At 40.2% G+C, this 13,069-nt stretch carries 11 protein-coding genes; all 11 read right to left on the reverse strand.

Annotated features, from left to right (window positions below):
- A partial coding sequence (locus Q8865_01770; GenBank protein MDP4152157.1) for a hypothetical protein occupies positions 1–191 on the reverse strand: 191 nt, incomplete at its 3' end.
- On the reverse strand, positions 188–1,699 hold the full coding sequence (locus tag Q8865_01775; GenBank protein MDP4152158.1) for an oligosaccharide flippase family protein: 1,512 nt from the start codon (positions 1,697–1,699) through the stop codon (positions 188–190). The genes Q8865_01770 and Q8865_01775, both read right to left, overlap by 4 nt.
- The gene (locus Q8865_01780) at positions 1,696–2,685 is read right to left on the reverse strand and encodes a glycosyltransferase family 2 protein (protein MDP4152159.1); all 990 of its coding nucleotides are present in this window, start codon (positions 2,683–2,685) and stop codon (positions 1,696–1,698) included. Before Q8865_01780 ends, Q8865_01775 begins: the two co-directional genes overlap by 4 nt.
- A 113-nt stretch (positions 2,686–2,798) precedes the next feature.
- A complete protein-coding gene (locus Q8865_01785; protein ID MDP4152160.1) occupies positions 2,799–3,665 on the reverse strand; it encodes a metallophosphoesterase in 867 nt (288 codons plus the stop codon).
- A 13-nt stretch (positions 3,666–3,678) separates the two neighbouring features.
- On the reverse strand, positions 3,679–5,994 hold the full coding sequence (locus Q8865_01790; GenBank protein MDP4152161.1) for an EAL domain-containing protein: 2,316 nt from the start codon (positions 5,992–5,994) through the stop codon (positions 3,679–3,681).
- Positions 5,995–6,008: 14 nt separating this feature from the next.
- Complete coding sequence (locus Q8865_01795) at positions 6,009–7,418, reverse strand: hypothetical protein (protein ID MDP4152162.1); 1,410 nt, start codon at positions 7,416–7,418, stop codon at positions 6,009–6,011.
- Positions 7,419–7,464: 46 nt separating this feature from the next.
- A complete protein-coding gene (locus Q8865_01800; protein ID MDP4152163.1) occupies positions 7,465–8,874 on the reverse strand; it encodes an O-antigen ligase family protein in 1,410 nt (469 codons plus the stop codon).
- A 46-nt stretch (positions 8,875–8,920) separates the two neighbouring features.
- The gene (locus tag Q8865_01805) at positions 8,921–10,102 is read right to left on the reverse strand and encodes a glycosyltransferase (protein MDP4152164.1); all 1,182 of its coding nucleotides are present in this window, start codon (positions 10,100–10,102) and stop codon (positions 8,921–8,923) included.
- Positions 10,102–11,328, reverse strand: a complete 1,227-nt coding sequence (locus tag Q8865_01810) for a glycosyltransferase (GenBank protein MDP4152165.1) — start codon at positions 11,326–11,328, stop codon at positions 10,102–10,104. Before Q8865_01810 ends, Q8865_01805 begins: the two co-directional genes overlap by 1 nt.
- Complete coding sequence (locus tag Q8865_01815) at positions 11,315–12,256, reverse strand: glycosyltransferase family 2 protein (protein MDP4152166.1); 942 nt, start codon at positions 12,254–12,256, stop codon at positions 11,315–11,317. The genes Q8865_01810 and Q8865_01815 overlap by 14 nt, the downstream gene beginning before the upstream one ends.
- 15 nt (positions 12,257–12,271) lie before the next feature.
- Positions 12,272–13,063 (reverse strand): glycosyltransferase family 2 protein, encoded by a 792-nt coding sequence (locus Q8865_01820; protein MDP4152167.1) that lies wholly within the window; start codon positions 13,061–13,063, stop codon positions 12,272–12,274.
- Positions 13,064–13,069 lie beyond the last annotated feature (6 nt).

Here is a 13,069-nt window from a genome sequence, read left to right on the forward strand (position 1 = left end):
AAAAAACTCATTTGTCTTTTTTGCATAGTTACATTCTGATAAGCCGAAAAAGCTTTTTTGTAAGCATCTAACAAACTGTTGTCTTCAATCACAACCGTAAAATAACACTCTGGATAACGTCTAAAGAGCGTATGCAGATACAGGTCATCGCCCGCGTTTAAAATGGTGTAAGCTCTAACTAGAACATTCATCGTTTCAAAGCCCTCTTAATTCCGCCTAGATATTGCTCTTTTTCATATTTATCAAGTCCGACAATCCCGAAGACATAAAGATAGGTAAGTGCAAAAATCGCAATTTTTATTCCAAGACCGACCCATCCGCCTACTGGCAGCATGTTTATCACAATGCCTATCAGCACTGTTATAACTGAAGCCATAAGCATGCCTTTTGATATCGACGTAAAAAATCTCTTTAAATCGATATTGAGGGCTTTTTTATAGTACACATTCATTGCAACGATGTTTCCGAGAATGAAGGATATCACCGTACCGACCGCGGCACCAATCATTCCGAACATTCCTACAAAAATATAAGTCAGTATCACGTTAATTACAGCCATAGCAAGCAGAACGTACGAGCGGAATGCATGCTTTCTTTTTGCCTGTTGGACTGAGATGCCGACAGATTGAAAAAGCGGTATTGTCAGCGCAAGCATCAGCATTAGTGCGATAGGATAACCCTGTGCGAAGTTATCACCCATCCATAAAAGTAAAAACTGTTTTCCAAACGCCATGAATCCTAGAAGAATGATACCGAGAACAAACCACTGTGCCCTGCCCGTTTTTATCATAAGATCAGTGAACCTGTCGTCGTCATCACCGCGCGCCGCCATTTTTGACGCTGCCGGCAGGAAAACTCCCGAGATAGCCCCCGCAAACGACATGTAATAGTAAGGGAATTGAAGCGCAATTGAATAAACGGCAACATCAGAGGCGCCAAGGCGCTGACCAATAATAAACTGATCGACTTTCCAGTTGACCTGATCGACTATCATCGCTAAGAAAACGAAAAACGAGTAGGAAAACACTTCTTTAAAAAATGCGGTATCAAAACTGTTAAGTCTTACCCTCACCTTTAAAACTATAAACACATAGACTATCTGAATAACAAAGAAAATAACCGTAAAAGACGTGTCCATAAGCGCGATAGCCATGCTCTGAAATCCCGACAGCAGCAATACTGTAAGCAAAGCTGTCCTCAAGATCAACCTTACAATAGTCAGCGAGCGCTGAAACATGAAACGCTCATAGGCATTGATAACTGCCGGAAACACGTTCAATATGATCTGCATCGTCATATTGAAAAGCATTATTACAAAAAGCCGCCTTGCAAGAGTGATCTCACCAGTGCTAAGCGACCTTGCGAATATATTCTGAAGATTAAAATAAAGCGCCGCCCCCGCCGCCAGAACAATCAGTGTAATAACGCCGTAAATTATGAAAACCATCGAAAGAAAATTTTCTTCAGAGCGTTTGTCCCGTTTTTCGCGATACTTTGCGATATAGCGCACCACCGAATTTGTAAGTCCGAAATCCATAACAGCCATATAGCCGACGGTAGACCACACAAGCTGATAAAGACCGTACTGAGCCTGTCCAAGAGACGATACAGTCAAAGGAGACAAAAACAGGCTTACGACAATATTCAAAAAAACATTCAAATAAGTCAGCACACTGCCGATTTTAAGCTGATTTTTCATACCCGCTCCAGAAAGTGTGTCATATTGTAAATCCTTTTACCTGCTTTAAAGCCAAATGTTCCGTAAATCAGGCATGCAATTTTTCTTTTTATACCGTTCACATGCCTCAAAACGTCCTTATTCTGTTCCAAGGTCGCAATAGCGGCTTCCAATCCGTCAATGCCTTTTAATGCGAACACATCGGAGATTTCGCCATAGCAGGTACGTGCAATTACATTCAAAACTATTTTAATATCTTTATATTCATAGTTCTGTTGCAAGTAAAACGACCACTTAGCCAACGTCGAAATCGTATCTATAAAAAACTGAGACGTCTTGTTGGTGCTTAAAGAACCTTTTCTTTTTTTGCGGTAACAAAAAATCGGCTCTTTAACAGCAAAAAAGCTTTGCGCTTTTTGATAAGCTTTCATATGAAAATCAAAATCTTCGCATGAATTGATGTCTGTTTCGAAAAATATCGAATTTGTCTGTAAAAAACGTCTGTTATACACCGCTCTGGATATATTCCATACACTGCCGTTTTTATATAAATTAGAAAGCACCTTGGCGCAGTCGCCTGCTTCCATTATCTTCGTGTCAAAATCAAATTTAAAAGGCTTATATATTACTGCTGTACCGTTATCGAAAGCCAAAAGATCACACATTGTAATATCAGCATGACGTTCCGCCACTGCGGGAATTATTTTCTGCAGTGCTCCCGAATATATGATATCGTCGCCGTCAAGGAAAATAATAAAGTCTCCAACAGCCAGATTTAGTCCCGCATTCCGTGCGCTGCCTACACCGCCATTTTCCTTGTGAAAAACTTTGACCCTGTCATCAATCACGGCAAAGCTGTCGCATATACTTCCGCTGCGGTCATTTGAGCCGTCGTCGATAAGGATTACCTCCAGATTGCGAAAGCTCTCACTAAGTAGACTTCGAACACATGCTCCAATATATTCCTCGATATTGTAAACGGGGACGATTATGCTGACAGTCGGCATATTAAGACTCCATTAACAGCGCAAACTTCATAAGCCTCCTTTAAGGCTGGTTTTTTTAAGCTTATGTCTAGTATCGCAGTTGCTGCTTTATAAGACGGGCAGCCCGCCGATTTTTATTTGCGTAAAGTGACAAGCACAAGTTCCGGCCCATTGAAGATACGGACTCTTGATTTATCATAATCAAGTCCCCGGCTCACGACCATTTTTGTGCTGCCTTTAGTATAAAGACCCTTTGTGTATTCAGGAAAAAATCTGGTTCCAGATTCGCTTACGAGTCCGCCTACAAAAGGTAGGCGGATGATGCCCCCGTGCATATGACCTGAAAATACAGCGTCATAACCGTAACTCGTGATCTCTGGGAAAAGGCTCGCCCTATGCATAAGCAGAATATTGAAACGGTTGGTGTTAAGATTCTTCGAAAGCGCATCCATATTGTTTTTAAGCCAATTTGGATCGTTTTCGATCTCCTGATCGCTTAAATATGTATCTCTCAAACCATACACAAGAATGCTGCTGTTTCCCTTAGTCAGCTCGGCCGATTCTCCTAAGAGATATTTGACATTATACTTCCTGAATTTATCAAGAAGGCTTTGCACCTTCGTTGCATATTCCTCATGGTTGCCCGTTATGCCGTAAATCGGAGCAGTGTTCTGTATAAGTCCGAGAAGCTTTTCAGTATTTGCCGTACCTTTGTCGCCATTGTTGCACATATCGCCCAGTAAAAATATCACGTCTGGGTGAGACTTTTTTATTTTATCTGCAACCTTTTCATAGTAATAGGCGTCGTGGTAATCAGATAACAGCATTATCTTATAGCCTTCAAACGAAGGCGGCAGCTTTTGAGAATAGATCTCATAATTTGTGACGTCGATTGTCTTGTCGTCGAAACGGATGTAAAAAACCAAAGAAGTAATTATCACCGCAGTCATCAGGATATAAAGCAAAATAAATTTTAATATGGATTTAACCGCTTTTAACATATTGTTCCCCCTGTTATACCGTCACAGCCGCCTTGTTATTATTCTTCGCCTCCAGCTGTAAATTGCTCATAGGTCTGCCAAAATAATAGCCCTGCAGATAATCAACGCCAAGTTCAGTCAGTTTATCTGCCTGTGTCTTTTCTTCAACACCCTCGGCACATACCTTGAAGCCCATGAGATTCGCCATATTTACTATATTTGAAATAAAATTAAGACTGCCATAGTTTTTCATCATATTGCTGACGCTTTCCCTTGATATCTTAACAAGATCGACAGGCAGTTTGCTAAGTGAATCCACCGAAGACGCAACTTCGCCGAAATTATCAATAGAAACCCTGACTCCTACAGTTTTTAGTGCAGTGAATTTTTTAGCAACCTCTTCAACATTGTCAATTTCACCGCAGTTCGATATTTCGAGAATAATATTTTTCGCATCGACATGGGTCTCGTTCAGTGCCTTAAAAATGCCATCCATAAACATAGGTCCGCTTATCTGGCTCAAACTGAAATTGATGCTAACCCAGAAATCCGGCATTCCATTTTCATTCCACTGTTTGCACTGTACGCATGCCTTACGTAAGATCCATTCTCCCAGTGAAGCCATAATATCATATTTTTCGGCAATAGGAAGAAATTCGCTTGGCATGACCATGCCAAGTTCGGCATCTTTCCATCGTGCAAGCCCTTCGGCACCCACATAAACGCCGCCGCTATCTGTTATCGGTTGATAATGTAGCTCAAAGTCTGAAAAATGATTGACCGCCTGATCGAACAGTTTTCTTGCAATCGGTGAAAGTTTAGATGTGTCGACCGGAACGATTCCCTCATCAAGCAAAGTGATGTTTTCGACTCTCTTTTGCATTTCAGCCTGTTCTTTCAATTTCTTAAAGAGTTCTATGCCAACGGCAAGTATTATGCCAAAACAGAATCCGGCGGCAAGTGCAAACGCTGTTACAGTGCTCCGTGACAAAGCCGCTTTTGTTTCAACAGGCGACAGGTATGATATATACTGCGTTCCCTTATAAGTATTGTAGTCGCTAAGCGTAGCATTTGCTAGCTCAATATAATTCTTAGCCTGTTTATCTATCTTTGTTATAAGCTTACTAACTTCGTCAGTATATGTTTTCTTGACTTCATCAGATATCTGATCAGCGGAATATGCGTCTATTAGGCTCTTGTAGTAAGCTATATCCTCCTTATTGGTTGACGACGCAACACCATCGTCGACATACTGAAGCATGATCTCATCATATGTTGTCATAGTGTTGTTTAAATTTTCATCTTTAACTATCTGATTACCAGTTACCGCATTGTTCTGCGATGACGTATTGTTGTTAGTTGTATTACCGTTTTGTTGTGAAGCGGCGCCGTTTTGCTGTGAAGCGGCGCTGTTTTGTTGTGAAGCGGCGCTGTTTTGCTGTGAACCAACTTTATTGTTTTGGCTTGCGCTTGATCCATTATTATTATACTGTTTATAAAAGTCTTGCAGGATTTTGTAAGCAGTGTTTGCCTCTTCCTGCTTTTTGTTGCTGTTAAGTTCCAGATCTTCTATCCTGTATTTATATTTCTTAATAAGCAGTTCTTTGTCTTTAGACAAATGCCCCATGCGCACGTTTGCATACAACTTGTCATAATCCGTGGTGCGAAGATTTGAGAAATAATAATTCAAGTCAGAAAATGTAAGCCCAGTCTTCGGAGAGCGGAACGTTGAATTTTCTTTATTGAGATCATTAAGCGTTTTCTGTATTTCGTCAAATTGCCCTTCGAAAAATTCACAAATCTCCATGTAATCGTAATTTCCATAGTTAGTGCTTGTGAAAGCGTCCTGTATCTTGCGCTGACCCGTATAGGTCTGGCGGAAATAATCATCATATGATTCAAGAAGTTTATTCAAAAATATCTTGCCGTACTGTGCTCCTAATCTACCCGAATGAGAGAACGAAATCGCATATTCCGTAGGGTAGTATGTAAAATCTTCTCCCTTTTCTGTCAGGGCTTTTTGCTTTTCCTGTGTAGTATCATCGATAAATGGAGTAACTGTAATACTGTTTCTTATACGTTCGACGCTTGTATTCAGGCTTAAAGCTGAAATAGCCTTCTCAATAACGATAGGCGACATGATCTCATACGCGTCCAGCTTTCCGCCCTTCGGGTTTTTCCCCTTGTCAGCATCGTCAAACGTATATTTTATTGATACAGTTGCTGTATACCTCTGCTGTCTGAACATGACAAACTGGCTTGCGACGGCACACACGAGCAAGCTTACTATGATAAGTTTAACGTGCTTTCGGATATAATCTAAAAGTTCAATTATTGAAATCGATGTCATAAGCTCACTCCCTTCTACTTCAGCGTTTGGCTGTATGCGCGCGCCTTTTCTCTATAAAATTCCTTTCTGTCATAGAATTCCTTTCTTGCCGGTAAAAACAAATATAAAAACAACGAGATGGCAAGTGCTGAAATTATGAATACAATCAAGGTTTTCATCAAGACAGACATACTAATATAAGACTTCCCCATATGTGTCTTTCTAACATAATCGCTTGATTTATAGCTCAAATAGTCATCTACAGTATTATTTGCGAGAGTAATGAGGCGCTGGCTTTCTTTTTCTATTCCGGTTATCATATTATCCGCCGTTGAAAACAGTCGTTTCTGATCGTCGCCTGATGCAGACTGATCGCCATACTGCTGTATCTGCCATTGATCATCCTCAATATCCTTCTGGATATCTGACGCCCGCACGCCTGCATCCAGAGCCTGCTTAGTAACCGTATCATAAGCAGTTTTAGGTCGTGCCTGGTATAATCCCATCTGATCGTTGATACCGGTTATAACTATATTTTCATCAAAAGTATGGTCATATTGATTCATCGCTGTGCTTGATATATCTGCCTCATCTTTCGCCTTGCTGTACTGAAGCATTAGCTTTTCAATCTGGGTCTTATACTTGTTTATAAGATCAACAGGGTTTTTTGAGATCTTACTTGATGATACAAATGCCTTAAGATTCTGTATGTTCACGTCACGAAGAGATTGGAAACCTGTAATCAGATCCTTAAAGGACATTCCTGTGACGGATGAGCGATACGCCTCGTTTTCAGCGTTTTTTGAATTAAGATAGTTAATGCATATATTTGCACGCTTGTCGAACATGTCCGCCATCTCTACATAATCATAATCGTCATACTGTATATTCTGCGTAATCCTTGGAACTATGTTCATCTCTGTATGTTCGTTCATGAAATAATAAGAATAACTCTCATAAAGCTTGTCAAGAAACAGCTTGTTATTTATATTGGGGATCAGTCCAAAAAGCTTTCTTTTGTTGTGTATATCAAAAACATGAGTAGGACGAATAGATACAATATATTCATTTGTAAAATATGTATAATCCTGTCCGAGACTTCTTGCCTGTGTGACTTTTTCCTGAACTGAACCTGCGAGATAATCTGTAAGCGAGATATTCTTTTTAACGTCGTCAACCGAGATCTCTTTCTGTCCCGAGGCTGCATTATACTCCTTGACCGCACGCTCAAGAACTTCGGTTGATACAAGGTCATAGATATTAAAGCGGCTCCCATCAGGGTAATATCCCTTTTCCGAATTAGGATATATGAAAGAGACGATCATATGTTCCGTAAAATATGTATTAAAGCATGCATATGCAATAAACAACACTGAAAACAGAAGTGATCCTATCGTTATAACCCACTTCTTTTCCCACATGAACCGGAATATTTTCATCAGCATCTAATTATTCCTCCTATTTGCCTTAAGCTTAAACAAAATCTATTTATTACAGAAAGTAGCAGAACATAAGCTTCCAGTTTGCGAAATAATCAAGTGTCATTGCATAAACAGCCCAAAGAAAGTTTATCATTAGCAGCATCAGCATGTAATCACTCTTGCTTCGTATGTAATGCAAAATATAGACTACATTTTTCAAAATAAAGCATCCAACAACCAAAATGAGGCCAACAGCCCCAAAATCAATGAGAAATCCTAGATATGCTTGATGGGGCACGCCCGCATTGTTTTCTTTAACAAAAACCGGATCTAGAGACATTGAAGTGACAATATTCCCTCCGAACAGCTTTTTGTAAATGTTTTCTTTTTTATAATAATTAATATAATACTCCCATTGCTTTGAACGGTTGCTCGTGAGCGTATCCGCGCTTGAATTTTCTATTCCGGATTTGAACTGACGGTTGACACGCTCTTCAAGGTTTTGAACAACTGAAAGATTTTTCAAAACTGGCGCATGCGTAACAGTAAAAAAGGTGCCAAGCCCCGCAACAGCGGCAACAAGCAGAATTAATATCGATGCTTTCTTATATTTCAAAATTATATAAACCGCCCAGGCAAGTATGTTTACGATAATAGCAGTCAGACTTCCCGAGGCCAAGACGAAAAAGTAAAGTATAGCTAACAAAGAATACTTCAAATATCGTTTCTTAAAAACATCCAGCGTCACGACCGCGAATATTGCGCTCGTCATAAATAAGCACATGTAATTAGGATCGTTGAAACTGCCGTTATATCGAACAACCGAAATTTCAGCACCGGTATTCGAGCTGAATCCCATGTTGTAATCGAATATATTATGTGCGGTAAATCCGTAAATTCCAGATGCCACCGCCGCAAGCACCCAAACGATAAAAAATCTGTCTGAAAGCTTCCTGTTTGCCTTTAAAATCTGAGCCATAAGCATGATAAACGTCATGTCTACCATTGTTTTAAAAACAAGCCTGAAATTTATCATAAAGTTAGAGGGCGGCTTGAGATTTTTTAAAAGATAGTTTTTTATTATTATAGAAGTATCCGCGTGCATAAGCGCAAATGCGGAATAGAGGACTATTACAAGCACCGTTGGGAGCAATATTGGATTTATGTCAACTTTCTTTTTTGATATAATAAATTTTGCAAAAAAGAGGTATGAATATATCCTGAATATTGGATTGTTTACAGTAAGTATAAGCTGCTCCGAGAAAAAAAGGAATATCGGCAGCAGAGCATAATAGTCATCACTGGTAAATAGGAGCCATAATATTATCGGTGCTAATACAAAAGTTATGTAAACATTAAATGATGGCAGCAAAGCAAGCAGGAACATCAGCCCAACCGCTGCGCAAAGCGGAATATCCTGTTTTTGAAGCTTTTGGCGTGACGATACGCTAGTAAGCGTTTTCGCACTGCTCGTCATCACATTGCCCAATAATAACACCTCAATTATATTCCGCAATTCTTTCTCTTTATTCGTCGATAAGTCTGTAAAATTTTAAAACAGCATCTTTGTTATCAAAGTTTCCCTTTTTAAGATTTTCTGCAAATACCGCCAAATCGACTTTTTTATCAAGCACCTTTTTTATAGCGTCATAAATCGCGCCGTCGTTATTTTCGACAACAAGCCCGTTAACATTGTCCTCGATCTGCTCATGTGCCGAGCCATACGCTGTGGCAATAACGGGAATACCCAAAATCTGTGCCTCTGTGACAGCCATAGGCTTTCCCTCATATCTCGATGGCAAAACAAATGCATCTGCTTTTTTAATGTATGGATAAGGGTTTTTTCGTCCGCCCAAAAGGATAAAATAATCCTCTATGCCGCTATTTGCTGCAGCATCCTCAAGCGCTTGTCTGTCCTCTCCCTCTCCAATGATATACCATTTTACATTGTAACCAATTCTCCGCAGATTTGCAAGTGCATTTACAGCGCGGTCAAGCCCTTTATGTTCATTGCGAAGCCGTGCAACGGTTATGAGAGTAAGAGCCGCGGGGTCAGTATCAAAATCAACCGGTTCATCTGCCAATTTCCGGATAACATTAGGAGATATGATATTTTCCATAATCACTGATTTACTGGCAAACTCAGGGAAGCAAATGTCAAAACTGCTTTTACAGAATGGTGAAACAAGTACTATACTGTCCGCTTTTTCAAACACACCTCTATCGATGCGCGGATCAAGCCCTGATTTTGCATATTCGACGTGCACCCATGCGAACTTTTTGTCAGCATTCACCTTTTTCGCAATATAAAAATCGGGCCAGCCCTCCATAAATCCTATTGCGGTGTCATAATGCATATTAAGTTTTCGAGAAACCGCGCCCCATCCCTGTGTGGATAAAATCTGAAATTTGATGAGATGATGGTTATCATTTTTTACACTGTAGTAAACATATTTAAAGAAAACGCCCTTTATCAGAAACACCAACAATTTGTATAGTTTATCAATTATTTTCGGCAAGACTGGAAGCGCCTGTTCAAGAATGTTGACTTCCTTTGGCACTCGGTCGAGAAATTCACCCTTTTTCTTAAGCAGAAGCAGGTCGACGTCATATCGTTCATAATCTATTTCATTTAAAAGTGACAAAAGGCTCGTTGTTGTTCCACCCGCTTCAAGCGGATAGCTTGCAATCAGAATCTTCTTTTTCATCATCCCTCCGCCTTTGAAATCATATCAATTATTTTTTGTGCCTGAATATGTACGTTTTTATTTTCCGAAACGAACTTATAATTTTTCTTACCTATATCGTCAAGCTCGCTTCTGCTCTTATTTAATATCCGCTTCATACTTTCAGCCATTTTATCCGGCGTTTCCCCTTCGAAATAACACAGATAATCATCATATTCCGCCGGTATACCCGGCAATTTAAAGCAGATAACAGGTCTTGCCGCCGCCATATACTCGATAAGCTTTGAAGGAAAAGAGTATTTTGTGAAATCTTCGTCTCCCCTTCGCGGGTTTACAAGAAGTGTCGCCTCCCGCTGCACTTTAAGCGCCTCTTCCCTTGAAACTGCCCCAAGAAAACGAATCCTGTCATCGCTTTCAGCATAACGCAAAATGTCCTGTCTTGCCTCTCCGTCTCCGCATATGGCAAGCCTGAACTTCTCTCCATCAAGCTTCGAAAAAGCATTCAAAAGCTCCATTATCCCAAACTTTTTTGCAAGCGTTCCCGTATATACAATAGTTTTTAATTCATCAGATTCTATCTCGTGAACATTTCTTAAAGCTCCGTCGGTAATGCCTTCTATTACAATATATGGCTTAGTTATGCCAAAATAATCGTGCATACTTTCTGTCAGAAGAACAAAGCTGTCTATATATTTGATTTTACGAAAAGCGTTATTTGTTTTATATTCCGCCATTTTGTTTAGAATAACGCCCTGGCTCTTGTCGACGTCTGTGAAAGCCGGAAGATCTGGCACTATAAGGCACACATGCACCTTATGATGCAGTTTTTTTATCATTTTTGCAGCCGCCAGATATTCGCTTACAACAGCATAGATTATAAGCACCTTTTTTTTTCCGTCATCTTTTTTGAGCCATCTTTTTATATGCTTTCGAACTGCAAGCATCCTCGACAGCTTTTTTACCACTGTGATATTCAAATAACCCGCGTTTAAATCCCTCGCTCCCTCCGCATGAGAAAACGCGTATTCCTTAATATACATATCGCGATAGCGCTTTGGATACGAGCCGACAGGCAGCATATTCAGGATACTAACAGGCCTGTCCAAAACGCTGTCAAGACCGTTTATAATGTTCCAAAGATGCGCGTTAGAGGCAAACTGCAATCCATATACGGTCTTTCTTAAGACCTCTTCCTCGTGTCCCTTTGGGTATAGTCCGCCCAGCGCAAGCAGGTCATAATCCACCATTTCCGTCACCCGTGGCATTCAGCCTTTTCACTCTCAAAAACATGGAACCGGACTCTCGGAAAAAGTATACCGGTGAAATAAAAAACGCCGCTAAACCGTGTGCACAAGCATTTATAAGCCTGCCTCTCCTGATATTATAGGCAAGCAGTGCGGCATGATAACGAAAGCGGATAAAACGTCTTTCCCTATTTGAAAGAATATAAAAGTATTGTTTTTTAATATTATACAAATCCTTATCAAACTTCGCCCTATTTCGTGACGACGATATCCGTTCACCCTCATGCAGATATTGGATAGCGTACATCCCCCTTAAATATCCGATCTTAAGATTCCTTTCAATAGCATTTAGCATAAGCATATATTCCTGTGAGGCAAACCTGTTTTCAAACCCGCCCGTGCGGAAAAAACCGTCTCTTTTAAACATATATGAATCTGTAAGGGCAAGATGATAAAGCAAATGATATTTTAAAAGTGACTCATTATCAAGGCTTTTAACATATCTGCTATGATCCCGTACGTCCACTATATGACCGTCCTGGTTGCATATTTTAGCGTCTGTAAAAGACAAGTCAAGATCGTTTTCAACCATATATTTAAGCTGATCTTCGATTTTTTTTGGTGCAATAATATCGTCGTCGTCAAGAAAGCATATATAATCCCCGGTCGATTCTTCCGCGCCCCGGTTTCTTGTATAAGAACCGCCGATATTATTTTCATTTTTAATATATTTTATCTTGTCATTATCTGCATACAGCTTGCTTATAAATTTTTCAGTCTCTTTACGGTAAGGGGTGCCGTTTCCATTGTCGTCTACGACTAATATCTCTACATTTTTATACGTCTGAGCAAGCACACTGTTTATAGCCCGCTGCAGAAATTCCGCCCGTTTATATGTAGGAATAATTACGCTGACTAGGATATTTTCCATAACGAGCACTCCTATTTATAATTTCTTAAAACCGCGCATACCGTTTTTCAGCAATTTATGTATTTTAAATACACTGAACTCATCCGCTGACTTTTTAAATCTGAAGGCGAAAACCCATGACATAATAAACATAAGCTTTGGAAATATCGCCGCCAAAAGTGCGCCTTTATCGTAAAAATAACTGTCGTTTATGCCTGTGAACCAGGTTGAATCCTCCTGATTTACAGTAGCAATAAGAGCAGGGTATGTATAGATTTTTAGCCCTTTTCTTATGCAGTCAGCAATAAATATGGAATCCTCGCCTGAACCGTATCGTGCGCCTCCTCCAAACAAAAGGCTGAACCATACGTTTGCCCGACAGAGACTGTTTCGCCTTACGGCAAGACGAGCCGCCCCGAACTTCATGGAATTGAAGATATGAAGCCTGCGTATCTTGTTTACGTTTGGTGCTTCAACTCCTCTTGGGTTGTCATTTTTAATGTCAAAAATGATGCAGTCTGCATCCGGCAGTTCTTCAAACGCCTTTTTAATCATGCTGTCATACGAATCCTCGTATACCATATCCTCGTCGGCGAAAACAAGGATATCCCCCGTTGCATATGAAAGTGCCGTATTGCGGTTTCTGCCTACGCCCTTCTGCTCAGTCGAAATAATAACAAGCTCATTATCAATTACCTTTAGCTCAGTTTTTCCGCATTTCCCGCACTGATTCGCGATCACTGCGTCAGTCGTGAGACGCATTCGGGAATATAAAGCGTCATCTTCACTTTCGTTCATAGCGGCAACTAAAACCTGGACTTTTGCCATACTGTT

Source organism: Bacillota bacterium (genome assembly GCA_030705925.1).
In the GTDB taxonomy this organism is placed as follows: Bacteria; Bacillota; Clostridia; order Oscillospirales; family Feifaniaceae; genus JAUZPM01.

Coding starts and splice junctions, on each gene's coding strand:
- Q8865_01775 (MDP4152158.1), bottom strand. CDS start 1,699: ATGAAAAATCAGCTTAAAATCGGCAGTGTGCTGACTTATTTGAATGTT.
- Q8865_01780 (MDP4152159.1), bottom strand. CDS start 2,685: ATGCCGACTGTCAGCATAATCGTCCCCGTTTACAATATCGAGGAATAT.
- Q8865_01785 (MDP4152160.1), bottom strand. CDS start 3,665: ATGTTAAAAGCGGTTAAATCCATATTAAAATTTATTTTGCTTTATATC.
- Q8865_01790 (MDP4152161.1), bottom strand. CDS start 5,994: ATGACATCGATTTCAATAATTGAACTTTTAGATTATATCCGAAAGCAC.
- Q8865_01795 (MDP4152162.1), bottom strand. CDS start 7,418: ATGCTGATGAAAATATTCCGGTTCATGTGGGAAAAGAAGTGGGTTATA.
- Q8865_01805 (MDP4152164.1), bottom strand. CDS start 10,102: ATGAAAAAGAAGATTCTGATTGCAAGCTATCCGCTTGAAGCGGGTGGA.
- Q8865_01810 (MDP4152165.1), bottom strand. CDS start 11,328: ATGGTGGATTATGACCTGCTTGCGCTGGGCGGACTATACCCAAAGGGA.
- Q8865_01815 (MDP4152166.1), bottom strand. CDS start 12,256: ATGGAAAATATCCTAGTCAGCGTAATTATTCCTACATATAAACGGGCG.
- Q8865_01820 (MDP4152167.1), bottom strand. CDS start 13,063: ATGGCAAAAGTCCAGGTTTTAGTTGCCGCTATGAACGAAAGTGAAGAT.